At 54.5% G+C, this 22,606-nt stretch carries 21 protein-coding genes and 4 pseudogenes; 10 read left to right on the top strand and 15 right to left on the bottom strand.

Translation table 11 applies throughout. The annotated features are described in order from the left end of the window. Positions 1 to 91: 91 nt before the first annotated feature. The 5 genes from JWZ98_RS10630 to JWZ98_RS10610 form a co-directional block, all read right to left on the bottom strand. Positions 92 to 739, bottom strand: a complete 648-nt coding sequence (locus JWZ98_RS10630; protein WP_205454240.1) for a methylamine utilization protein — start codon at positions 737 to 739, stop codon at positions 92 to 94. Further along, positions 709 to 1,944, bottom strand: a complete 1,236-nt coding sequence (locus tag JWZ98_RS10625; protein WP_205454239.1) for a hypothetical protein — start codon at positions 1,942 to 1,944, stop codon at positions 709 to 711. The genes JWZ98_RS10630 and JWZ98_RS10625 overlap by 31 nt, the downstream gene beginning before the upstream one ends. A gap of 83 nt (positions 1,945 to 2,027) precedes the next feature. Next, on the bottom strand, positions 2,028 to 3,785 hold the full coding sequence (locus JWZ98_RS10620) for an ATP-binding protein (protein WP_205454238.1): 1,758 nt from the start codon (positions 3,783 to 3,785) through the stop codon (positions 2,028 to 2,030). Next, positions 3,782 to 4,504, bottom strand: coding sequence for a response regulator transcription factor (locus JWZ98_RS10615; protein ID WP_205454237.1), 723 nt, complete (start codon positions 4,502 to 4,504; stop codon positions 3,782 to 3,784). The genes JWZ98_RS10620 and JWZ98_RS10615 overlap by 4 nt, the downstream gene beginning before the upstream one ends. Positions 4,505 to 4,910: 406 nt before the next feature. Next, entirely contained in the window at positions 4,911 to 5,051 is a 141-nt protein-coding gene (locus JWZ98_RS10610; protein WP_165385959.1) for a DUF1697 domain-containing protein, read from the bottom strand. Positions 5,052 to 5,315: 264 nt separating this feature from the next. Here JWZ98_RS10610 and JWZ98_RS10605 point away from each other — a divergent pair, with 264 nt between their 5' ends. Beyond that, a complete protein-coding gene (locus tag JWZ98_RS10605; protein ID WP_033158712.1) occupies positions 5,316 to 5,714 on the top strand; it encodes a nuclear transport factor 2 family protein in 399 nt (132 codons plus the stop codon). Between the two features lies 1 nt (position 5,715). Beyond that, positions 5,716 to 6,201 (top strand): ATP-binding protein, encoded by a 486-nt coding sequence (locus JWZ98_RS10600; RefSeq protein WP_033158713.1) that lies wholly within the window; start codon positions 5,716 to 5,718, stop codon positions 6,199 to 6,201. A gap of 10 nt (positions 6,202 to 6,211) precedes the next feature. On the opposite strand, the gene JWZ98_RS10595 is transcribed toward JWZ98_RS10600, so the two are convergent. The 3 genes from JWZ98_RS10595 to JWZ98_RS23165 form a co-directional block, all read right to left on the bottom strand. Then, positions 6,212 to 6,583, bottom strand: a complete 372-nt coding sequence (locus JWZ98_RS10595) for a TfoX/Sxy family protein (RefSeq protein WP_033158739.1) — start codon at positions 6,581 to 6,583, stop codon at positions 6,212 to 6,214. Between the two features lie 84 nt (positions 6,584 to 6,667). Further along, entirely contained in the window at positions 6,668 to 8,485 is a 1,818-nt protein-coding gene (locus JWZ98_RS10590; protein ID WP_240348318.1) for a serine hydrolase domain-containing protein, read from the bottom strand. A gap of 451 nt (positions 8,486 to 8,936) precedes the next feature. Further along, on the bottom strand, positions 8,937 to 9,080 hold the full coding sequence (locus JWZ98_RS23165) for a winged helix-turn-helix transcriptional regulator (RefSeq protein WP_240348316.1): 144 nt from the start codon (positions 9,078 to 9,080) through the stop codon (positions 8,937 to 8,939). A 184-nt stretch (positions 9,081 to 9,264) separates the two neighbouring features. Here JWZ98_RS23165 and JWZ98_RS10580 point away from each other — a divergent pair. Next, positions 9,265 to 10,011: pseudogene (locus JWZ98_RS10580) on the top strand (IS5 family transposase); the annotation flags it as partial. 441 nt (positions 10,012 to 10,452) lie between these two features. Here the strand turns inward: JWZ98_RS10580 and JWZ98_RS10575 are convergent. Further along, a pseudogene (locus tag JWZ98_RS10575) lies at positions 10,453 to 11,334 on the bottom strand (transposase); the annotation flags it as partial. 210 nt (positions 11,335 to 11,544) lie between these two features. Between JWZ98_RS10575 and JWZ98_RS10570 the strand changes: the two are divergent. After that, entirely contained in the window at positions 11,545 to 11,889 is a 345-nt protein-coding gene (locus tag JWZ98_RS10570; protein WP_205454235.1) for a UPF0175 family protein, read from the top strand. A gap of 167 nt (positions 11,890 to 12,056) precedes the next feature. Here JWZ98_RS10570 and JWZ98_RS10565 read toward each other — a convergent pair whose 3' ends face one another. The 3 genes and pseudogenes from JWZ98_RS10565 to JWZ98_RS10555 all read right to left on the bottom strand — a co-directional run. Next, a complete protein-coding gene (locus JWZ98_RS10565; protein ID WP_240348314.1) occupies positions 12,057 to 13,307 on the bottom strand; it encodes a conjugal transfer protein TraG N-terminal domain-containing protein in 1,251 nt (416 codons plus the stop codon). 63 nt (positions 13,308 to 13,370) lie between these two features. Beyond that, positions 13,371 to 14,420, bottom strand: a complete 1,050-nt coding sequence (locus tag JWZ98_RS10560) for a conjugal transfer protein TraH (protein WP_240348313.1) — start codon at positions 14,418 to 14,420, stop codon at positions 13,371 to 13,373. 47 nt (positions 14,421 to 14,467) lie between these two features. Then, a pseudogene (locus JWZ98_RS10555) lies at positions 14,468 to 15,139 on the bottom strand (IS630 family transposase); the annotation flags it as partial. Between the two features lie 86 nt (positions 15,140 to 15,225). Here JWZ98_RS10555 and JWZ98_RS10550 point away from each other — a divergent pair. Together JWZ98_RS10550 and JWZ98_RS23160 are read left to right on the top strand one after the other, a co-directional pair. Next, a complete protein-coding gene (locus JWZ98_RS10550) occupies positions 15,226 to 15,432 on the top strand; it encodes a zinc-binding dehydrogenase (RefSeq protein WP_205454233.1) in 207 nt (68 codons plus the stop codon). A gap of 184 nt (positions 15,433 to 15,616) precedes the next feature. Next, positions 15,617 to 15,760 (top strand): annotated as a pseudogene (locus JWZ98_RS23160) (GDCCVxC domain-containing (seleno)protein); the annotation flags it as partial. A gap of 76 nt (positions 15,761 to 15,836) precedes the next feature. Here the strand turns inward: JWZ98_RS23160 and JWZ98_RS10545 are convergent. Then, positions 15,837 to 16,745, bottom strand: a complete 909-nt coding sequence (locus JWZ98_RS10545; protein ID WP_205454232.1) for an HD-GYP domain-containing protein — start codon at positions 16,743 to 16,745, stop codon at positions 15,837 to 15,839. A gap of 207 nt (positions 16,746 to 16,952) precedes the next feature. On the opposite strand from JWZ98_RS10545, the gene JWZ98_RS10540 reads away from it, so the two are divergent. After that, positions 16,953 to 17,471, top strand: a complete 519-nt coding sequence (locus JWZ98_RS10540) for a tetratricopeptide repeat protein (RefSeq protein ID WP_205454231.1) — start codon at positions 16,953 to 16,955, stop codon at positions 17,469 to 17,471. Positions 17,472 to 17,554: 83 nt separating this feature from the next. After that, positions 17,555 to 18,715: a DUF4942 domain-containing protein gene (locus tag JWZ98_RS10530; protein ID WP_240348312.1), complete on the top strand. Its 1,161-nt coding sequence runs from the start codon at positions 17,555 to 17,557 to the stop codon at positions 18,713 to 18,715. 47 nt (positions 18,716 to 18,762) lie between these two features. On the opposite strand, the gene JWZ98_RS10525 is transcribed toward JWZ98_RS10530, so the two are convergent. Beyond that, positions 18,763 to 19,803: an IS481 family transposase gene (locus JWZ98_RS10525; protein WP_205450216.1), complete on the bottom strand. Its 1,041-nt coding sequence runs from the start codon at positions 19,801 to 19,803 to the stop codon at positions 18,763 to 18,765. A gap of 368 nt (positions 19,804 to 20,171) precedes the next feature. On the opposite strand from JWZ98_RS10525, the gene JWZ98_RS10520 reads away from it, so the two are divergent. Next, entirely contained in the window at positions 20,172 to 20,747 is a 576-nt protein-coding gene (locus JWZ98_RS10520) for a hypothetical protein (RefSeq protein WP_205454230.1), read from the top strand. A 175-nt stretch (positions 20,748 to 20,922) separates the two neighbouring features. Further along, the gene (locus JWZ98_RS10515; RefSeq protein ID WP_117433616.1) at positions 20,923 to 21,042 is read left to right on the top strand and encodes a transposase; all 120 of its coding nucleotides are present in this window, start codon (positions 20,923 to 20,925) and stop codon (positions 21,040 to 21,042) included. A 159-nt stretch (positions 21,043 to 21,201) separates the two neighbouring features. On the opposite strand, the gene cysG is transcribed toward JWZ98_RS10515, so the two are convergent. Further along, the gene (gene cysG / locus JWZ98_RS10510) at positions 21,202 to 22,590 is read right to left on the bottom strand and encodes a siroheme synthase CysG (RefSeq protein ID WP_205454431.1); all 1,389 of its coding nucleotides are present in this window, start codon (positions 22,588 to 22,590) and stop codon (positions 21,202 to 21,204) included. Between the last annotated feature and the right edge of the window lie 16 nt (positions 22,591 to 22,606).

Here is a 22,606-nt window from a genome sequence, read left to right as displayed (position 1 = left end):
CGAAATGGCGGATTCCCCGTTAGCTGTTTCGCCGTCGCCCATATCCGTTTTGGACCGCAAATCTAAATTTGCATTCCGGTATCGCACCGCATCAAAACCCGTCGCCGTAGCCCTGATTTTGCAAACTGGCCGGCGGCTTGCCGGTCTGAAAGCGGGCTTTCAGTTCCAACGTGACCGGCAATTCGCTGGTCGGCACGGTCACGACCTGGTCGGCCGGTTGTTCGGCCGCGTCCGGATGCCAGAAACTCAAGCGGTAGCGGCCGTCCGGCAAATCCAGCGTCCAGCGGCCCTCGGCGTCCGAAACCGCCAGGTAATCGGCATCGCTGACGTAGACGTAACCCAGCATCCAGTCGTGAATATTACACCCCAGCGCGACGATACCGGGGCGGTCGAACACTACCGGTTCGCGTGGCACGCCGCTATACAGTTTGATCTCGAAACGCTTGGCCGCGGAAAACGAATAGACGTGGTGCTTGATCGCGTCGCTGTTCGGAAAATACACCGGTGTGCCGCTGCGCACCGCCAACACGTGAGGGACAAACTCGCGGCTTTTCTGGTCCAAGGCCATGGCCGCCGGCGTCGGCGGCGCTTTGACCCGGCCGGCGGCATCCAAGGCTTGGGCGGCGACCACCAGATCGGCCAGCGGCCGGCCGCCGGCGTCGGCCTTGCCCGCCAATTCCGCGGCCGGCGCGACTACAGCCCAAGTCGTTAAAAAAACAGCCGGTAAGCGACTTGCCACAGCGTGTCCTCCTGATAAGCGGCTTCGCCGCGTTCCTGCCGCGCCGGGCGGGCGCTGAAAATGCGGCTGAATTCGACATTCAATTGATGGTGCTGGGCAAAAGTCAGATTGTAATTGACGGTCCAGGCCTGGCCGTGTTCGCCGTTGCGGTCTTGCGGCAGGTAATCGCGTTCGTCGCTGCCGAAGCGTTCGTAGCGCACGCTGAAACGGCCGTCGCCCAGCGGCCGGCTCACCAACCAGCTTGCCGACCAAAAGCCGACATCGACCGCGCGCAAGTCGCCGAGCAACTCGCCCATGCTAGTGCGGCCGGTCAGCGCTTGCGAAATCAGCGTGGTTTCCCACGGCAATTCGGCTTTGGCGCCCAGGCTCCAGAAGCGGGTGTGCCAGCCGTATTGGCCGGCGGACAGAGCGGCCGGATCGGCGTTGTTGTCGTAATACAGTGCGCGCAGCGTGTAACGCTGGGGCCGTTCGGCGGCGACGCCGACGTAAAAGCCGGGCCGGCCGTCCACTTCGACGAAGGTCTGGCTGGCGTTGGCCTGCTTGGGAAACAGCGCCGGAATGCGAATGCCCTCCGGCAGACGCAGGCGGCCGGTCAACGTGGATTCGAAGTCGTGCAAGCTCCAGCCGCGCCAGGCCAGCATCAGGCCGGCGGTATCGTTATTGGCCAATCCGGCGCCGAACACGCCGAGTTTATCGCCGGTTTCGGTTTGGTAATCCAGCCGCAACTCGCCGCCGAAAGCGCGCAATTCTTCGCCGACCCAGGCGTTGATCGTCGACGAGCTCAAGGTGTACGGGCTGCTCCAGGCGGTGCCGGTGTTTTCCAACGAAATCGGCGGAAAGAACATGCCCAGCCGGCCGGCCAAACGCCAACCGGCGGCGCCGACCGGCCGGTAGGCCAGATAGGCTTCGGTCAAATCCAACGGCGTTGATTGGCGGTCGGCGTATTTGATGGTGGCGTTGAGCATCCAATCCCAGTCCAGTCTGACTTGCAAGGTAGCGGCGGCTTCGTTGAGCCGCCAGCGGTCGCGCTCGTCGCCGGCGCGCAACTTGCCCAGGCCGTGCTCCAACTCGCCCGGCGCGGCGTCGCTGTGTTGGTAGCGCAGGTCCAGCAGGCCGTGCCAGGTCACTTCCGGAAATTGGCCGTCGTCGGCTTGGCAGACCTGCACCATCAAACCGAAAAACGTCGGCAACCCAACCGACAGCATTAGGCGAAGTGACTTCCAGGTTTTCCGCTGCTGCGGGAATGAGCTTGGCAGGACCGGGAATCGAGCGGCCAATAACAGCATGTTTACGGTTTGCCTGTCGCGGTGCGGGTGGGATCAGCCAGCGGTAAGTCGAAACGAAATTCGCTGCCGACGCCGAGTGTGCTATCCACTTGCAAGCGGCCGCCGTGCAACTGGGCGATCTTACCAACCACGATCAAGCCGAAACCGCCGCCGTCGGCGCGGGCGCGGCGGGCCAGCGGCGAGTCCCAATCGCACAAGGTTGGTAGATATTCCGGGGCGATGCCGATGCCGGTATCGCGCACCGCCACCGCTATCCGGCCGCGCGCCGGCCAGGCGTCCAGCCGAACTCGGCCGCCTGGCGGGGTGTGGCGCAAGGCGTTGTCGATCAGATTGGTGAGCAGGCGCTCGATCAGGCCAATATCGGCGCTGATGAGTGGTAATTCCGGGCGCAGTTCGGCTTGCAAGCTGACGCCGCGCTGTTCGGCCTGCAGCCGGTATTTTTGGGCGACGTCTTGCAGCAATTCGGCCAGATTGAAGGGTTCGGGATTCAAGCTGGCGTCGTCGCATTCCAACTTGGCCAGTTCGAACAGTTCCTGCGCCAGCCGACTGACTTTTTCGGTCTGGCGCAACGCGGTATCCAGAAAATGCTGTTGTTCGGTGGCCGGCAAGGTCTCGGCCTTGCGCTGCATGGTTTCGAGAAAAGCGCGTAACGCAGCCAACGGCGTGCGTAAATCGTGCGACATCGAAGCCACCAGTTCGCGGCGTTCCTGGTCTTTTTGGCGCAGTTCGCCCAGTTGGCCGGCCAGTTGGGCGGCGCGAACGAAGGTATCGGCCAGTCTGCCCAATTCGTCGTTGCGGCCGGTCAGCGGCGAGGCAGCGAAATCGCCGTTGACCGCTCGTTCGCCGGCACCGGCCAAGGCCCGTAGCGGCCGCGACAGATTGCGGGCGATGACCACGCTGCCAGCCAGCGTCGTCAACAGGCCGAGCAGCAACACCCCGGCCGCCAGTAACAGCATATGGCGGTAGCCGGCGAAGGCATCGGTGAACTTGATTTGCAGCAATGCGGCGACGCCTTGATCGCCGCCGGCCGCCGGCAACGTCAGTATGCGGCCGAGGTAGCGGCCTTGCGCGGTATCGACCGTGGCCGCCAGCGCCCGGTTGGTCGAGCTGTGCAGCAAGGCCAGGGCCGCGTCCGGTGCCGACGCGGCCAGCAGGCGGCCGCCGTCGGCACTGAGTTCGGCCAAACCGATGTGCAGCGGCAATAGCGAGTTTTGCCGAAATCGGGCGATACGCTGCTCGTCGACAGCCTGCGCCACCGCCACCCAGCCCACCGGCAGCGGCGCCGACACCGGCACCAGCGCCCATTCCTGCAAGCGGCCGTCCAACACGCCGAACCAGACCAGTGAGCGGGTGGCGTCGGTGTTTGCCAAGGCTTGCGCATACGGAAACGGCTGGCCTTGCCACTGGCCGGCGCTATCGGCGAGCACCTGAAATTGTGGATCGATAAATAAGCCGCGTTGGGCGTGGATGCGCAGCAGCAGGTTTTCCAAGGCCGAGGCGATGGTGGCCGGGTCGCCGCCGGTGACGGTGCTGCGAAACCCAAAATCGGCGACCAGCAAGCCGGCCTCGCCGGCGACTCGTTCGGCGCGTTCGACCAGCAGTTGCCGGAAGGCTTGCTCGGCGTAGCGCAAGTCCTGGTCGAGTTGGTGCAACAGGTTGTCTCGCACCGCCACGTAAATGCACGCCACCGTCAGCGCCTGCACCGCGACGAACAGCGCCGCGAACAATAGAGCGATGCGGCTTTGGAAGCTCAGCGTCATGCGTCGGCGGTGTCCGCTTCGGCAAACTTGTAACCAACGCCCCACACCGTCAGTATTCGCGCCGGTTTGGCCGGATCGGCTTCGATTTTGGCGCGTAAGCGATTGATGTGGGAGTTGACGGTATGTTCGTAGCCGTCGTGGTTGTAGCCCCAGACCTGGTTCAACAGTTCCAGCCGGGTGAACATACGGCCCGGATGGCGAGCGAAGAAATGCAGCAAGTCGAATTCGCGGGCGGTCAGCGCCAGCGTTTGGCCGTCCAAAACCACCGTGCGGCTTTGCACATCGATCCGCAAACCGTGAGCGACCAGAACGGCATCTGCTTGAATGGCGATGGGTTCACTCAACGCCGCCACCCGCCGCAACAGCGCCCGTACTCTAGCGACCACCTCGGCCAATGCAAACGGTTTGACGATGTAGTCGTCGGCGCCCATTTCCAAACCCACCACCCGTTGCACGTCGCTGGATTTGGAACTGACGATGATGATGGGGGTATAAACCAGCCCGGCCCGCACCCGCCGGCAAATTTCCAAGCCGTCCACACCGGGCAGCATGACGTCCAGCAGCAACAAGTCGTAACGATTGCCGGCAATCGCGGCCAGCGCGGCCTCGCCGTCGGCCGCCCAATCCACGCTGTAGCCTTCCTCGCGCAAATTGGCGGCCAGCAGGCCGGCAATGTCGGGATCGTCTTCGACCAGGAGCAGGTGTTTCGTAGGCGGCATGGTTGGCGGTTTTAGACAAAATAAAGCTGATTATCGGCCAAGCGGAGCCGTAAATCTAATCACGAAATTATCACGGCGGCATCAGTTCTCGACAAATTCGCCGAATTTGCCAACCAAACGTTAAGAAATGGGAACGAGCCCGAGCGGCCGCATGCACTGGGCAAGCACATGACGAATGCGCGGGTAAACCAAATGCCGTCTCGCACTTGGCTTATCGATCCGCGGCGTTTGGGAGTGTCATGCTTCTCGCCAGTTCGACGAGCTTGCAAACCGTTCGCCAATTGCGGCCGATCATCGCCACACCAAGGCGCTTTTCGGCCTGGGCCGCCAGTTTCGAGCGGCCGATTCCTTCCGGTGCATGCAGGTAGAAAACTTGATCGATCAGACTAAACCGTTCGCTGTCTTTCTAGATGGCAGCCAGCGCGGCCAGGTCGGGGTTGGCCGGTGCGGACAGCAAAAAATTCAGGTGCAATGTATCGGGCTGGGTTTCCGCGTCGGGAAAGGGATAGGTCCGCACGGCCTGTTCCAGTTCCGCTAGTTCCAGCAATACTAACTGCGGCTCGATCTGTTAGCGTTGTTTTATTGCACGCAGATTCGAATTACTAAAAATGCTCAGCTAGTTTATCGTTTGATCGGCACTATAGCTTCTGTTAGCATCCCATCATGATTAACGTCCTCCCAACCCTGCTGGCTATTATTACCACCATTTCAACAATGGTGGGTTAGCACGTTTACTTTCTACTGCAACCCGCCCTGAGGCGGGTTCAATATTGCCTGTCTCTTGGTGCCTTAACCTACCAAGGAGATCGATATGGCTTACCATCCACTTAAACAAATTATCGAAGCTGCTGACAAAGCAATCACTGAAGAGGACTTCGTTACCTTGATGGCTTTCTACGCAGACAATGCAACGCTCGTCATCAAGCCAGGCTTGATTGCTACAGGCAAGGAACAAATCCATAAGGCGTTCCTCGCGATCACCGAATATTTCAACCATAGTCTTGTGGTCAAACAAGGCGCGATGCATGTCATTCAGAGCGGAAATACGGCTCTAGTGATCATGGAAACCGTTCTGGAAACGGCGGATGCTGCCGGTGTAGCGAATTGCATGTCAAGGCGCGCCACCTATGTCTTTCGGGAAGACCCTGTCGGCAAGTGGCTTTGTGTTATCGATAATTCGTATGGCACTGACTTACTGGGAGCCATATAAAATGCCAAAGCTACTGCCAACATTGCATCTGCTCTGCGGAAAAATCGCCTCTGGCAAATCGACATTGGCAAAGGAACTGGCCAAGACGCCGGACACGGTGATCCTCAGCGAGGACACTTGGCTTGTACATCTATATCCAGACGACATCAAGACTGTGGCGGACTATGTTCGATGTGCTTCGAATTTGCGTGACGCGATCGGTCCACACGTGACCGATTTGCTTCGAATAGGTGTGTCCGTGGTATTGGATTTTCCAGCCAACACCGTCGCAAACCGAAAATGGATGAGATCTCTTATCGACAGAGCCGAATCAAGGCATGTGTTGCATTTTCTTGATGTATCGGACGACAAATGCTTGACACGTTTACGTGCGAGAAACGCGTCTGGCACTCACGCTTTTGTAGTGGCTGATACCGAATTTGACCTAATCACAAGTTTCTTCGTCGCCCCTCAGCAGGAAGAGGGGTTCAACATTATTCGATATTAGGTGTTCTGAATCAGTCTAAATGACGTATCACTGTCGTGTCCGTTTTGCTTTTGCGTTTTTTACGTTGGGCTCTACGCGCGGCGTCGTACGAGCGCCGCGCCCACAGAACGGCCTGCTCCCGGTCTTCCATAAACTCGGCCGGCGCTTGGTAATATGACATTTTCGTCATTTTGCCTTCCCGCTGATATTCGAATGGCGCAAGCCCCTGTTCCTCGAAAAATTTGGCATTCTCGGCATCCGCCTTGAGATACAGAGTATCGTCCGCCACCAGCGCGAACATCAAGCCATCGTGGTAGACACCATAGCCCCCAAACATCTTACGGATCTGAATGGTGCCGAACAGTTCGAACATTTCGGGCAGATAGGCGATAAATTCACTCATCGGCATACCTTATTGCTGGATGATGGCAAGCTTGGGAACACTCATTAAACCCTAACTGGCAACTGTTAATCCTAAAGGTTTTGCTCATTTCTTCCGCAATAAATACCCGGAATAAGCCACAAATTCTTGACCATTAATCGTCTCCAGCCGCACGGTTTCCTGCATGCCCCGCCCCAGCCCAAGAATGACGGCGGCGTTTTCCGATACCGGTGCAATCGGGAGGGTCAGATTATTCAGGTCGAATGTGGGAATGGAATACTCCAGCATCAAAAAACCGTCCCGCTCGCGTAGCGCGCATTTTTCCGGAACCATCGCCTCGCCTTCGGCAAGATTCACAATCTCGTATTCACCCAGACGGCTACGCATGGCGGCGGGAATCGGTACGGGTTGGATTTTCTCGCCCAATACAAAGGTTTGGCCGTGCCAATGGGCCAACGCCAGATCATGGCCGTCGACATGCCGTATCGACAAGCCAACCTCGGCCAGCTGCTTTGGTTGTATTGGAATCAAGCCCAGCAGTTTGTAGCGAATGCCGAATTTGCCATCGTCCCTGCCGACCAAATCCATACTGCTGCCGTTCAGTTCGGTGACCAAGGTGTCGCCATCGGCTGTTAACTTGATGTAGCCTAGCGCGGTTGCATACTGCCCTGCCCCCAATTGTTGCTCTTGCGCGGTTAAACCGCGGGTTTCGATTTCAGGCGTTTCGATGTCATCCGGCAGAGGCTGGCCGGTTTTTATCGCAACCGCCATTTTTAATGCCTTATCGGTGACTTTGTCGATCAAATCGCCGGTGGGTGGGGAGTTCGCCAACACCACTACACCCAATTTGTGTTCCGGCAACACCGTCAACAGGCTACGGTGAAAAAGCGTTGCTCCGCCGTGTGCGGCCACATCGCCGATACCGGGCTTGCTGGTCAGGAACCAGCCCAAACCGGTTTTGTTGCCCACATCCAGCGCCAGGTCCCGGTTTTGCTGGCGCAGCATTTCATGTAGGGTTTCCGGCTTCAATAGTTGCCGGCCATTGGCTTTGCCGTCCGCCAAGACCATGGCGATAAAACGGCTTAGATCCAAAACATTGGCATTTAAGCCGCCGGCCGGCATATCGCGCAGTGCCACTTCGGCCTTTTCCTGATCATTCTTATAGGCTTTGGAAGTCAGTTCTCCCGATATGCCCGGCGAAAATGCCGCATGCGTCATACCCAGTAGTTTTAATAGCTGCCGGTCGGCATAAGTGCTGAAATCCTCGCCGGTCAGCCGTTCCAACATCGTCCCTAATAAGGTGATGCCCAGATTCGAATAGGCCCAGATGCGATTGGGCGGATAGGCGGCGTATTCGTCTTTCAGTGGGTCGACCAGTTGACTGAACGGCGCCGGGTTGTTAGTCCACATGCCATTGCCTCTATCACCCGGCAAACCGGAATGATGGGTCATGATGTTGCGCGGCGTTATCGGTCCGGCATCCGGGAAGCGACTTTTGATGGCAAAATTCGGCAGATAGGTTTGTAGCGGCTGATCAATATCCAGCTTGCCCTGCTCCGCCAGTTGCATGACCAGCGTATCGGTAAAGAGCTTGGAGATGGAGCCGGTTCGATAAACCGTTTCCGGTGTCGCGGCAATCCCGTTGTCTTGATCGGCATAACCAAAACCTTGCGCCCAAACGACCTGCTGATCGTCGACCACGGCGATACTCAAACCTGCCACGTCTTGTTCGGACATTTCCTGCTCGATCAACCATGTTAAATGAGTCTTGAGGTAACTGTAATCGCCGCGTGCTACGGTATCCGGTTTTAGCGGCGGCGAACCGGCGCAAGCGCTGAGCAAAAGCAAAATTGCGCTTAAACAAGTCAAATAGGTTTTCATCTGATCCTTGAAGGGGTGGTCATCGATTAGTTCGGCCAGCAAGATTAAAAGCCGTGGGGTTGGTGCTTTGAGGCTGTTACCGGAGCTGATTTTGGTGGATGGATGGTAGTAGGCGAGCCGATTGCAGTCAAACGTTTTAACAGTGCGCCCTTGAGCCTAAGCGAAGGCAGACTAAGCCATCGGAAGTAATTGTGCGTTGAATGATAATTGCGGCGTTCATTTTTTGTGTAACGGTTTGAGTCAGTGATTTGCCATGTTTGCAAACTCTGCCCAGCAGTGGATTCGGAATGATCATGGTCCTACCCCCACCGGAAACGCCGTCTTATCCACGACCCGCCGTAACAAGAAGCTACGGTCGCGCCGGGAATGCCGGCAACCGCCGCCTCGAATGTGTTGAAACGTTCCGACGTGTGTTGGTCTATCGGAATGTGGCTCAAGGCCATCAGTGTCAGACCCAAGGCTTTGGCATCCAACAAGGCCCGATAGCCGACGATCAGGCGCCCTCCTCCACCGCTCGCACCCGCCGCAGGCAGGGTGATGCCGACAGGACTATGCGGTCGGCCAGTTCCTGTTTGCTGATGAGGCCGTCGGCTTGCAGTCTGACCGCGTCGCCCGGCGCACTGTTTAGCGGCGTCAATCGCTTATCGGTCGACTAAAAACAGCCCCCCGTCACTACGGTTTTCGGTTAGCGACAGACAATATCAACGACTTTGCTCATCTCTGCAATTTCATTAGGGGCTGTTGCCATTTTGTCATAATCCCTTTGAAAATCGATTGGCGAGCCATATTGATTGAGTTTTCAATCAAACGATAACTAGCGAATGCCACGCCAACTGCTTACAGATACCCACTGGGAAAAGCTAAAAACGATTATGTTGAGTTTCAGCATTTACGACAACCCCGGTCTTCGGCAAACGGTCGAAGGGATTTTTTATCGCTTGCGTGTTGGCTGCCCTTGGCGAGACTTGCCCGTCGCTTTTGGCAAGTGGAATGCCGTGTACAAGCGCTTCAATGCCTGGTCACTGCAAGAAAAGCTGAGGGGTATCTTTCAGGCGCTAGTGATTGAGCCTGATTTGGAATGGCTATTTATTGATGGCAGCATTATTAAAGCCCATCAACACAGTAGCGGCGGCGCCCATGAAAATCCAACAGCCATCGGGAAATCGGTCGCAGGCAACACGACCAAAATCCATATGGCGGTTGATGCCGGTGGACTTCCCATCCAGTTCTCGATTACGGGGGGCGAAGTACATGACTGCAAAGAAGCGCCGGAATTTGTGGCCAAGCTCCCCCAGGCGGGCTACATGATTGCAGACAAAGGGTATGACAGCGAGCCGTTACGGATTCAAATTCGAGACCAAGGCACAGTCCCCATCATCCCAAGAAAACAAAATTCAATAGTCGGGAATGAGGAAATGGACTGGTGTCTCTATAAATATCGCCACCTCGTTGAAAACGTATTTGCGCGACTGAAACATTTTAGAGCTATTGCCACCCGATATGACAAACTAAAACGCAATTTTGAAGGTGCTATCGCCCTGGCTTGTGCATTTATCTGGGTGTCCATTTTTATTAGACCACTACATGGTTACCGATGTAAAAAGGCAACAGCCCCTATCATTCAACCTAACCATCTCCCGCAACCTACCCGCCAAAAACCGCCGTTCCTATTCCTGTCTGGTCAATATCGAGGCTTGCTTGGGTTGTAGAACGATGGTTTGTCTTTCACCTATTTGACGGTCAGTATGATAGGGGCGCTCCGGGTAACAAGGATTCCTTCCGTTCATAAGATTAAGTAAAAAAACAAGGCCAAATTCAGAGGATGGGCGAAAAACAGCTTAAAGAGTGGTTTTTCGAACATATAGAATTTTTGGCATCGTCGTAAACTCGCCTCAAGATCATTATGGCGAGCTTGCGATGTTAATTGTTCCTTCAAAAAATCTTAAGCATAAGTTTCCATTTCAAAACGTTGTTAAGCATCTTCGGATTGGCATGATGGGCGGCTTTTGCATCAGCATCGTGTCGGCGTCGACGGCGGCTTGGCTGTTATAGCCTTGCACGAAGCCTTCATGACTGGGCATGATGCGAGATTCTTCGTCGGTCAGGTTGATTTGGTCGTCAGGCTTGGGGCCTATTTCCGGGGTCTTGGGCTCCGGCCCTCTGGGCTTTTTGCCGGCCTGCCGCCCGGTTTCCCGGCGGGCAATCTTCGCCTCATACGCCTTTTGTGCCTGCTCATCGCGCGGCTTGACCCGCTCGGCGATCTGGGTTTTGGCATCGCGCAGGGCTTTCAATCGGTCTTCACGCCGCGCCAGTTCGGCCGGCAAGTCCAGACCGTCGCGGTCGTCCGCCGCATCGGTTTCGGCGGCCTTTTGTAATAAGACCTGGACCTCGTTCCGCAGCTGCGCTTCCAGCTTTTCGATGTGACCGTGGGACAAGGCTTTATGCCTGGAGGCGTTCGCCTTCACTTTCGTACCGTCCAGCGCAATTTGCCCCAGTTTCACCAACTTCATCGCTTGGGACAGGCTGAGGACCTGGACGAACAGATCTTCCAGCTTGATCAGGAAGGTTTTGCGGAAATGGGCCAGCGTATCGTGGTCGGGATGCGTATCCGCGGACAGGAAACGGAACGCCACCGAATCGTAGGTCGCTCGTTCGATCTTACGGCTGGAAAACACGCCGGTGGCGTAACCGTACACCAGGAGCGCCAGCAACACCGAGGGATGATAGGCCGCACTGCCGCGTCCCTGGTAACGGCTGGTTAATTGGCTCAGATCCAGTTGCTCGATGACTTCGACAACAAAACGGGCCAGATGAGCCTCCGGCAGCCATTCGTCCACCGAAGGCGGTAGCACGTAAAGTTGATGGCGGTTGACGGGAATGAATCGACTCATCACAGGCTCCGTATATCTGATCTTTTGACCCTCCTTATTTTACCAAACCGATGTCGCGGTTAGATCTACTGCGCTAAAGTCCGACAGGCTCCTAGGAGCAACGTTGTCTTGGCCACATAGGAGATCATTGTCCAGGGAGAAAACTTTATGCAGCAATTTTCATTTAGAGGATTATAATCCACCTATCCAATCTTCCTATGTAATCAGACTATGAAAACGGTCAATGTCAGCGGTCTAAAGAACAACCCCAGCGAAGCTCTGCGCATGGCTCACGAGGATATGGTCTTGGTTATGAATCGAAACGAACCTGATGCGGTGATGGTCGGTCTCAAATCCGCCAAAATCATTGGAATGCCGGGCGTGCGTAAAGCCTTGGCAACGGCACTTTTCAAGGACGGTAACCTGTCCCTTGCCCGCTCCGCTAAACTGGCCGATATGCCGTTGGCAAACTTTATTGCGCACGTCTCGCGCCTGGGTATTTCCGTCATCGAGCAAACGGCTGATGAAGTCGAGGATGATTTGGACACTCTGGACCAGTGGCTCAACCAAGCCTGATCGCGGATGACCAAAAAAGTAATTGTCGATGCCAGCCCATTGATCGGACTGGCGTTGGTGGAGGGTTTAATCTGGCTACCGAAGTTATTTGGCCAGGTTTTCGTACCCGAATCGGTGAAACAAGAAGTGTTACCGGGCAAATCTGCGCCAGGTGAACAAGCGCTGGCTCACGCATTTGATTCAGGTTGGCTAACGGTATGGCATGAATCCATAACACCACATTTGGACATTGATCTGGACACCGGAGAAACGGATTGCATCAACATTGCGCTGACCACCGCCAAAATCGGCATCCACAATTGGATCCACAGTAGCATCGAGAAGTAGCCGATATTCATCCGGATGCCGACACTGCCCAGCATCACCACAAACGCCATGATCGGTGCGATGGCATAACTCAAACCTTCGATAAACGCCATCATGGGCCGGACGATCTTGGCAAACAGGGTTTGTTCAGCTGCCCATTGGGTATTGCGTTGCTGAATGGCTTGTTCGACCATCGCCGCCTTGTTCCAGTGTAAGCCGTCTTCATGCCGACCGATGACGCCTTTCTCGAACATCGGCATGATGGCCGACATCAGCATGTAATCAGCGGCATCGACCACGCCAGGCCCCGCCAGAGCATCGAAGGCATCCTGGATTTTCGGCACCGTGTCGGCCGCCGCCGGTACGCCCAAGGTCGGTTGCAACAACCCTTCCAGCGCTGTCGCAAAATTGCCGTTGGCCACGATGCTCAAATCGGCCCAGGCGTCGGTGCAGGTTTTGGTTTGTGGTTGCCCTCCGACATAGATTTGGGTCATATAGATGTCGGAATCGAAGCGGATGGCATTCAAGGGATCGGCATCGCGTAAGATGGCATCCACCGATTTCTGATTCAAGTCCACCCCGGTCAGGGTACATTCACGGACATAATTGGCAAACGAGGTTTCCATATCGCTGCCGGCATTCGGCACGTTGGCCGCGCCTAAATTCACCCGCGACAGCAGATTCTTCCGCACCGCCGTCAAAGTCTGCAAACTGTCGGCAAAGCCATTGCCGGTCATCGACGGTGTGCCAAAGCCTTGTTCGAAAAGCCGTGTGGTTCGATAGCCCATGTTCGACATCACGCTACCCACGACTGCCGGACCCAAGGGTACATTGTCGACCACCACCACGCTACCGGTATAGGCATCCTCAATTGACACCCGCACCGACGGTGCATACAGCATCAGCCACAATACATAGGCCAGGAGTAAATCCTGATAGCGAATACCGCGACCATCCCATTGCAACAAGGCCCGAAGCATGACGATGATGACGCCGATCAAACCGCCGACGGCCGCTGCTGTGCGGTAATCGCCGGTACCGGAGATCATCGCGATGGCATTGAGTACGGCTTGCAAATAGGCGGAATCGCCCACGGAGAAAATTTCAAACATGGGCGACCTGCCTTTTAATGAAAGAGGGAGAAATGCATCGTGGGGAGGACGGGGAATGAGCGTTTAAGGACTTGGCCACGCCATCCCGGACGCCGGCAACTGTGCCACGGTACCGTAGTGTTTCGGCTTCACGGTGGTCATCAACTGCTGGTAAAACGCCATCAAGGTTTGCGGATTGCCGTAGCGTCCGGCGATGGTGACGTACTCGTCTTGAATCTGCTCGCGGGCGTCTTTCAAGGCATCCATCAGCAATTTGGCGTAGGCATGGTCGTTCATGTGCGCCGCGGTTTGCACGGCGTTCAGCAAATCGTTGACGATCAATTGCGCCAATTCCAGAGCAATCACCGGCGCGGCTTCCTCGGCCCACAACTTTGCAATGCCGGCATCCTCCCTTGCCAAGTTATGGATCATGGCGCCGATGGCATCTGGTACAGTTTGCATGAAAGCTTTTTCGCTGTCGGTGATCTGGCCGCTGTTGGTCGAGAATTTGTAAATCAAGCCGTTGCCGGAATTGGCCGATCCCAACAAGATCTCCATCACCCGCTGCTTCAAGCCCACCAGATTGACGTTCTGGACAATGGGTTTGAGGCACTGATCGGCATCGTGTCCATCCGAACAGGTGTACATCCTGACGGTTTGATAACTATTGCCGACGTCATTGCCGTACATCAAATCCTTGATCCGCAGCACCGGTGGCGGCGCGCTGATGGCATTGTTTTCGCCTTTGCCATCGGGTGCGGCTTGCGGGGCATCGACGATCACGGTACCGGAAATACTCATCGCCGCTTCCAGCAAACTGTTACCGCCGAAGCGAAACCAGCCGCCAGCGTTCTGATTGACCAAGGCCCGCCACACCAAATTGCCTTGAATGATCTTGGTCATGTCGGCAGGGTCGTTTTGCTTGACCTGCTGTACCGGATCACCCAAGGTGCTGGTATTGGTCCAGCTGGAAAACACATCCGAAATGCCTTGGGTAAACGAGGCATTGGACAGATTGGTCTTACTTTGCAGATCGAAGGCTTTGACAGTATCGTTAACCAGGCCCTGTGCCAACCGGCAGGAGTTGCTGAACATTTGGTTCATCTCCTGGACTTTCTTTTGCAAATCGGTCATCACCGACGCACACCAGGGGCACATGGCACCAACCGCCAACTGAAACGCATACCGGTTGCGACCTGCAGAGCTGCAAACAAATTCAGTGTCCCATGACGCTTATAGGTGCTCTGGAATCCGCGCGCGATCTTGCCACTGTCGGTTTCAACGTACCCGGTCATTCGTTCCAGCGCTTGGATACTGGGTTTTTCGTCGACACTGATGACTAAGGCATTCTCGGGCGGACTCAAATACAAGCCAACAATGTCCGCCGCCTTTACCGCAAATTCTTTGTCGGTACTGACGCACCAGGATCGCTGTCGTTGCAGACAAATCCCTTCCTTACGGAGCACGCGCCAAACCGCGTAAACCGAACTATCCAGGGCCCTAGCTACAGCGGGACCATCCCAGACGGCTTGTCCCTTTGGCGGTGGCAGTTCAAGGATTGCCAAGACACGCTGTCGAAAATGCTCATCATACGTCTTCGGTGCGCCCGGCCGAGGTTCGTCTGACAGCCCCAAAAGCCCCTGAGCCATAAAGCGGTTTCGCCACTTGATGACTGTATTGGCTCGCGTTCGGCATTGCGCGGCAACCGCTTGGACTTGCGCGCCATCCAGACAGCCCAGAATCATTCGGGCTCGCTCGACCATTCGAGCTTCTTCCGTTCGGCTCGCTGCGCGCCGCTCTAACTCTGCCCGTACTTCCGCGGAACACTCAATTTTTGGGGCTACTCGTGACATCCCTACAAGATTACATTATTAGCGCTTAATAACGCAACTAAGCACTAGCTGGACTGCCAGACATGCTTCCGATTCCATGGGTATCAATGACGAGCAATAAGAAAATCATCGCCGGGCCAGCAGCCGAGCGTGCAGAGGATTTGCGTTTACTTGCAAAACTGGCTGAGGAGGGAGCATTCATTCCGGTCATTAATCGACTATATCCGTTCGAGCAGATCGCCGAGGCTCACAGCTACGTTGATACCGGGCGAAAAAAGGGAAATGTCATCATAACGCTGGTGCATAAAGACTGAATTAAGGAGCACCGGTTACTCTGGCGGCTATCTGAGAGATATTTCCAACATAGCGTTCGCGCAGAACGAGCCAAAACCGGCTCGCCAATAGTCTTTATGTTAATCGGCGGCTTCTTGGTGCTTAGCCGCTATTAGTGGAAAGAGATCAATTGACAGCTCTTGCGGCCGAATGGATTTGCCCCCAATGGCTGAAGTGAATGAATTAACTTGCCCGAACTGCGGACACCGTAAAACCGAGACCATGCCAAGCGATGTCTGCCAATGGTTTTACGAGTGTCAGGGCTGTCATACCCTGTTAAAACCCAAGCCCGGCGATTGTTGCGTATTCTGATCCTATGGTAGCGTGCCCTGTCCGCCGATGCAGTTACACGGCAAACAGGCCGGGTGTTGCGGCGAAACCTGATTCACAGCCAGTCCCGCAGCTGCCGCAGCCAGCTTTTGCCGTTGCCACTACCGACCGGTAAATACGGCAGCGATTCCTCCAGCAATCTTGCCAGCAAGTCATGATCGATCAAGGCTTGTAAATCCGCTGCACTGCCTTTTTGCATGGTTGGCTTAAGAGCCAATTTGCCTTGCTGCTTTTCCAAAGCAAAGCCGTTGCCACACACCCGGCAGAAGACCTTGTCGCCGGCGTTCTGATGCTTATGCACCACCACAACCGGTCCGCACATTGGGCATTCGCGCATCGGAATGCCAGTGTCGCTATGTCCGATAATGCCATCCAGTTCACCGGATTGTGCCAACTCGATGAAACGGCGGCCGAAATGCAGATCAAATTGCTTGTCCAGATTCACCTCGATTTGTTCAATCGCCGCAACCAGAGACATTCCTCGTCGATAAGGTCGGGTGCTGGTCATCGCGTCAAAGGCATCTGCAATGCCCACGATACGAGCCGATTCCGCAATCTTTCTGCCGCTTAAACCGGACGGATAGCCCCGGCCATCAACGCGCTCATGATGACTTAGCACCACATCCATTGCCAACGGCGCCAAAGGATGCCACTCTAACACTTGAGCGCCCAAGGCCGGATGGGTTTTCATCACGGCATATTCCGCATCGGTAAGCTTGCCGGGATTATTAAGAATACTGTCCGGCACGCCGACTTTGCCCAAATCATGTAAAAAGCCGCCCAACCCAGCAACCACAGCGTCCGGTTTGGAAAACCCACACGCCAATGCCAATCGCGTCGAATACTGCGACACCCGCCATAGATGCCCGCCGGTATAAGGATCGCGGGCTTCGACCAGAAACGCCATGCTGTACAAGGTGTGCAGCAAATTTTGAGTGTGACTTGCATTTTGTATTGATTTCATCGGCATCTCCTGTTTGGCAATACTGTATTCAGTACATTTTTCTTTGTCATGAGAATGGATGATTTCCTTACACAGGTTTTTATACGACCTGTGTAAGGATTTTGACCGGGATGCGACTGATAGGTGCCCTGTTGCTAACTTAATCCCTCAACCCACCAGCGATAGGATTACTTCTCTTAATAACACATCAAACTTGGGTGAAGTCTCTTGAAAAATCAAACCGTCTTTGATTTAGCATCGGCAAAACACGTGGCCGGTGAGATTGTCGATGCCGCCATCGCTTACCGTGAAATGCTTGCCGCCGACCCGGATCATGTAGAGGCTTTGCACTATCTCGGCGTAGTCTTGCATCAGCAGGGAGATACAGCGGAATCTATCGAGATGATTTTACGTGCCCTGCAACTGGATGCATCCAGCCCGGAACGTTACAACGATCTGGGGAACATTCTCACGGAAAACGGACGTTTTGCCGAGGCACGCCAAGCGTTTTCCGCCGCGCTTGAATTGAACGCTACCGATGCCAATCTCTGGAACAATTTGGGGTCGGTACTGCATCGGCTAAATGAATTTCCCGAAGCGGAAAACCGCCGCGAATCAGATACTCGTGGAAATGGCCGACATAAGGCACGGCGATTTCCTGCGCCCGGTAAAATTGTGGCGGCGTCCAGTCGAACAGCTCGGTCAAGCTCTTTAATGGCGGTAACGGTGGCAGTTGCACTTGTTTGATTTGCAGGTACTCGTAGAACGACAGCGTAGTCACCCGCAACGCACTCAGGCCGATCAAACGCATCCGCGACAAGCTCGATGGTTTGAGTTTTCTGGATCATCGGGTAGCGCCACTGGTAGCGACCATCGACGACTTGCTTGGCAAGATCCCGAACCGGGGTTCGATCGAAGGTAGTCTGTTGCAGGAAATCCTCGCTACGGCGATGTTGCTGGCCGATCCGGATAAAACCCGGCGGCACGGTGAAGGATTGTTGGCGGCGCAAGCGCTCACACTAGAAACTGACGTTGATGCTGAAGAAACCCTCGATCAAGCGGAGGCCGAGCCATCTGTACTACCAGCATCAGCGCCTGTCATCGCTGTGAAGCGGACGCTGTTTAAACGCTATCACGATTTGAAGAATCGGGCCTGGGTCAGCATTTTACGCTCGACACAGGTCACGTCGCGCTTGTCGTCGGCGGCGCAAAAACGCTTGGAATCGGATTTCGAAACGGTGAAGTCCTTGGAATTTACCGTACCGAATATCTACGGCTTTTTGCAAGGCATCATCGATCAGCAAGGTGAAATTCAACTGAGCATGGTATGCGATGTATTCGATTTGATCACCCGCTATTACAGCGATAACGCGGTGTTTTACATGGGCTGGAAATCCAATGATAAACATCGCACGCTGGGTATGCGGATCAAAACCACGCGCTTCATTCTGCCGGGTCATGGCTCGAGTTCTTACCAGAATGGTTTGAACTGGGAATCGGAACGGCTGCTGGCCGACTTCGACAAGGTATTTGCCTTGCTCGACGGCAAGACCGAAGCGGAAGTAAGTTTGGTATCGGTGTTTCGGCAGCATTTTCACGCACTTCGGGTCGGCAAGCGGATTGGCGGTAGTTATTTTGACGTTCGCTATTATCCCGGCGTTGGCACCATTCACTTTTTTCCGAAAAGTAAAACCCTGATCGATCGGATGAACCGTTGGGTCGGCCGCCAGCGCCGCTGGTTGCCGCCGGTGGACATCCAAGCTGGAAAAGGTTTCTGGCATCAGTTCGAACAAGCGGAAGCGTTCGATAAGGCGTTTCACACCGAAGTGAACAAGCAGTGCAAATGCGATGGCCGACCTCTCCGATTCGATCCCTTCTGGGCTATCAAGCACGGCGGGGAGTCGGAACGGGAAAGAGGCCATGGCCTGTTGACACAAGCAATGAGCACGGTACTTGTCAGTCGGGGTATCGATCCCGATGCGGTGTATTAGCTCAGACCTGATCTGACAGTTACCGTTTTTGCGGGGTGTCTGTCAGATTAGATTTGGTTCAGATTTTTTTGAGCCCAAATCTGTTTTCCATCCAGCAAGGTATCCATCGGCGTTCTGCCGTTGCACATTCTGCCCTGATGAGTTCGGTCATTGTTGTAATAAACCAGCCATTCGTCCAGATCTTTTTGGAGTTCATCCAGGTCGCTATAGAGCTTTTTGCGGAACGTGACCTGATAGAACTCCTGCAAGATGGTCTTGTGGAAGCGTTCGCAAATCCCATTGGTTTGCGGCGACATGGCCTTGGTTTTGGTATGGTCGATGTCGTTGATCGCCAGGTATAGCTGATAATCATGCTGTTCGACCTTGCCACAATATTCTGTGCCGCGATCCGTCAGAATGCGTAGAACGGGTAATGCGTTGGCTTCATAGAACGGCAATACTTTGTCATTCAGGATGTCCGCGGCAGTAATCGGCGTTTTGGTGGTGTACAGTTTGCAGTGAGCGACTTTGCTGTAGGTGTCCACGTAAGTCTGCTGGTAAATCCGCCCAACCCCTTTGAGGTTGCCAACGTAAAAGGTATCCTGCGAACCCAGGTAACCGGGATGGGCTGTTTCGATTTCGCCGCAGGCTTGATCATCCTGCTGCTTTTTCTCCAACGCCGCAATCTGCGCATCGCTCAGCATTAACCCTTCGGCGGCTACCTTGGCTTCCAGTGCTTTAAGCCTCTTTTTAAAGTTCTCCAGGTCATGCCGTAACCAGATGGAGCGAACGCCGCTGCCGGATACGAATACCCCTTGTTTACGCAGTTCATTACTGGTTCGATGCTGTCCATGCGCTGGCCACTCAACCGCATAGGCTTTCACTGCCAGCTCAATGCTTTCATCGACGCGATTCTTCAGATTCGGAGACCGGCGGTTTTTGTCGATTAAGGCATCAATGCCACCTTCGGCTACCAGCTCTTGATAACGATAAAACGTATCGCGCGAGACACCCATCACCTTGCAGGCTCTGGAGACGTTATTCAGTTCTTGGGCTAAATTTAACAGCCCCGCTTTGTGTTTAATGATCGGATTGTTTGTATGGATCATGAGAGTTACCTTTTGTGTTTTGTGTAAGGATTCGACACCCCTATCAAAACCGGTAACTCTCATCTTTTCAAGTCGATGTGTCAGATCAAGTCGTGACTAATACACATTATCCAGCCGAATAATGCGCTCTCCTTAATCACCGCAAATGAAATCAAATTAAAGCTCCATTCATGGATAGTGAAAAATCAACTTTAGACATTCAGCCGCCAGATCCGTTAGGGTCGGCGGCTTTTTTGTGCATGGCTTTTTCACGTTGCGTAAAAAAGTAGTTAATATAATACCTAACCCGCGCGGCCGCCACTCGACAACCCATTGATAGATTGTCGAGTGGCGGCCCATGGAGCATTTATTTGCTCCGGGTTCACTTCATGTCCTTTTCTCTGCGTAGTAGCCATTTTCTGTCCCAATGGATTTCCGCCTTGCTTCCCGCCGTGCCGCCGCGTTCGCGGGCGACCTTCATCAGATTGCTGCGCGCCTGCCTAGTGTTGCCGGTGCAAACCCTGAACTTGGTGATCGACGATACACTGGCGATGCGCCACGATCATGAGCACAAAACCAGTCGCCCTGATTTCGTGCAGGCACAATGTTGGGCGACGCTTAGCGTCAGCGTCTTGGGTCACAACAAGGCTAAGTTGGTGCTGCAGATTTTTTCGCGTTTGGTGTCAGACACCGGCAATCGTAACAAGCTGCCCCTCGCATTAGCCTTGCGCGAGTCTTGGCAACAACACAGACGGTGCCGACACGGTTGTTATGCGACTCATGGTTCATGCGCGGCCGTTTGGTTTTGCCGTTGCTCAGCCGTGGCATCCAGGCCATTACCCAAGCCCGCATCGATCCGCCTTGTTTTTGCCGCCCGACATGTCCGGCAAGTCTGGTCGTGGCCGACCGCGGAAGTATGGCCAACGCCTGACGGCGGAGGCGATCACCACCTTGCCGGCGATTGAGTTGTCGCTGACCATCTAGGGCAAACGCGAATACGTTCGGCGCTAGCCTTGGCCCGCTTCCTGAAAGGAGCACCTGTGCGGGCCGGCTGGTGCGAGTTTTACGACGACAAAAAACTATCCTGGGCAAAGCCGCGCCTGTTGTTGGTGACTGAAACCGAACTGTCAGGTCGAAGCGATGGTCGAGTTTTACGCCCGTCGCTGGTGGATAGAACCCTTGTTCCACAATCTGAAACGCTCGTGGGGGATTTCCAATCTCTGGCAACAATCGCGAACCGCCCTGGAAACCTGGATGTAAATCCGCTCCACCGCCTCCGAGGTTGATTTTCGTCAGTTCTTGAACATAAACCCGCTATCGTCTGTTGATTGGCTCGTTTTTAAGAATCTCATATTGTTCCTAATGAGACCGTTTACCAAAAAGCCTCAGTTTCGGGTAATGCTAACCTCCACTTGTGATTTAGTCCGAACGCTGAAACCAATCCAATTGTTGATGGAGTGTAACTACCGAACCGACAATAATCAGCGTCGGCGGCGTCATCTCGGCCTGTTCCACACGACTGGGCATATCCGCTAGTGTTCCGGTTAAAACCCGCTGGTTCCGGGTTGTGCCTTCCTGAATGACGGCAATGGGGTGATTGGCCGGACAACCGTACTCGATCAGCGATCGGCAGATGGTTGCCAATCCAGCCAGTCCCATATAAATCACAATGGTTTGATTGGGACGAGATAATTGCTGCCAGTCGAGATTGATACTGCCGTCTTTTAAGTGGCCGGTGACAAATGTGCAGGATTGAGCATGATCGCGATGGGTCAGCGGAATGCCCGCATAGCTGGCACAGCCTGCCGCTGCAGTAATGCCGGGCACAACCTGAAAGCTGATCCCTAGTTGTATAAAGGACTCGATTTCTTCAGCCCCACGACCAAAGATAAAAGGATCGCCCCCCTTTAATCGGGCTACCCGTTTGCCGGCCAGGGCTAAATCAATTAACAGTTGATTAATCGACTCCTGCGGTAGGCTATGGTTATCACTCTGTTTACCGACATAGATTTTCTCGGCGTCTCGTCGGGCCATATCGAGCACTTCTATAGAAACCAGCCGGTCATAAACAATAACGTCTGCCTGCTGCAGCAGACGCAAGGCTTTAAACGTTAATAAATCGGGGTCGCCAGGACCGGCACCTATTAAATACACTTCACCCTGATTTGCTGTAGGGTCAGCCTGCTGCAGTTGCGACCGCAGCAGTTCTTCCGCTTCGTTCTGCTTGCCTACAAAAACTAATTCAGCCACTGGCCCTTGTAAAATCTTTTCCCAGAAAACTCTACGCAGACTCGGTTGTGGAATGCGTTGTTTGACCAATAATTTGAATTTTTCAGCCAATTGCACCAACAGGCCAAACGATGCCGGAATGGCACTTTCCACCCTAGCCCGTAAAAGTCGCGTTAATACGGGAGATACGCCACTTGAGGATATGGCGACAAGTAGGGGCGAACGATCAATAATGGCCGGGAATATAAAGGAACATAACGCCGGATCATCAACCACATTAACGGGGATTTTCCGCTGACTCGCCAACTTGGAGATCTCTACATTCGTGGAGCGGCAATTGGTAGCGGAAACCACGAGTCCCATGCCGTCTATATCCTCATGCGTAAATGCTTTTTGACGGATAACGATTTGATTTGACTGTTGCATAGCGGCTACCGCGCCACCAATTTCCATAGCAACAACGACGATGTTGGCTCCAGCCCGGAGCAGTAATTCAATTTTTCGCGCCGCAATTTCGCCAGCGCCTACCACTAAACACGTTTGGTCTTTAACTTTTAAGAAAAGAGGAAAATAATCCATAACGCTATGTTTTACT

This window comes from Methylomonas sp. EFPC1 (assembly GCF_016925515.1).
Lineage (GTDB): Bacteria > Pseudomonadota > Gammaproteobacteria > Methylococcales > Methylomonadaceae > Methylomonas > Methylomonas defluvii.
The sequence above is the reverse complement of the archived record's forward strand: the minus strand, read 5'-3'. Positions and strand labels throughout refer to the sequence as shown.

Coding starts and splice junctions, on each gene's coding strand:
- JWZ98_RS10625 (WP_205454239.1), bottom strand. CDS start 1,944: ATGCTGTCGGTTGGGTTGCCGACGTTTTTCGGTTTGATGGTGCAGGTC.
- JWZ98_RS10620 (WP_205454238.1), bottom strand. CDS start 3,785: ATGACGCTGAGCTTCCAAAGCCGCATCGCTCTATTGTTCGCGGCGCTG.
- JWZ98_RS10615 (WP_205454237.1), bottom strand. CDS start 4,504: ATGCCGCCTACGAAACACCTGCTCCTGGTCGAAGACGATCCCGACATT.
- JWZ98_RS10605 (WP_033158712.1), top strand. CDS start 5,316: ATGGCTTACCATCCACTTAAACAAATTATCGAAGCTGCTGACAAAGCA.
- JWZ98_RS10600 (WP_033158713.1), top strand. CDS start 5,716: ATGCCAAAGCTACTGCCAACATTGCATCTGCTCTGCGGAAAAATCGCC.
- JWZ98_RS10595 (WP_033158739.1), bottom strand. CDS start 6,583: ATGAGTGAATTTATCGCCTATCTGCCCGAAATGTTCGAACTGTTCGGC.
- JWZ98_RS10570 (WP_205454235.1), top strand. CDS start 11,545: ATGAAAACGGTCAATGTCAGCGGTCTAAAGAACAACCCCAGCGAAGCT.
- JWZ98_RS10565 (WP_240348314.1), bottom strand. CDS start 13,307: ATGTTTGAAATTTTCTCCGTGGGCGATTCCGCCTATTTGCAAGCCGTA.
- JWZ98_RS10560 (WP_240348313.1), bottom strand. CDS start 14,420: ATGACCGATTTGCAAAAGAAAGTCCAGGAGATGAACCAAATGTTCAGC.
- JWZ98_RS10550 (WP_205454233.1), top strand. CDS start 15,226: ATGACGAGCAATAAGAAAATCATCGCCGGGCCAGCAGCCGAGCGTGCA.
- JWZ98_RS10545 (WP_205454232.1), bottom strand. CDS start 16,745: ATGAAATCAATACAAAATGCAAGTCACACTCAAAATTTGCTGCACACC.
- JWZ98_RS10525 (WP_205450216.1), bottom strand. CDS start 19,803: ATGATCCATACAAACAATCCGATCATTAAACACAAAGCGGGGCTGTTA.
- JWZ98_RS10520 (WP_205454230.1), top strand. CDS start 20,172: ATGTCCTTTTCTCTGCGTAGTAGCCATTTTCTGTCCCAATGGATTTCC.
- JWZ98_RS10515 (WP_117433616.1), top strand. CDS start 20,923: ATGGTCGAGTTTTACGCCCGTCGCTGGTGGATAGAACCCTTGTTCCAC.
- cysG (WP_205454431.1), bottom strand. CDS start 22,590: ATGGATTATTTTCCTCTTTTCTTAAAAGTTAAAGACCAAACGTGTTTA.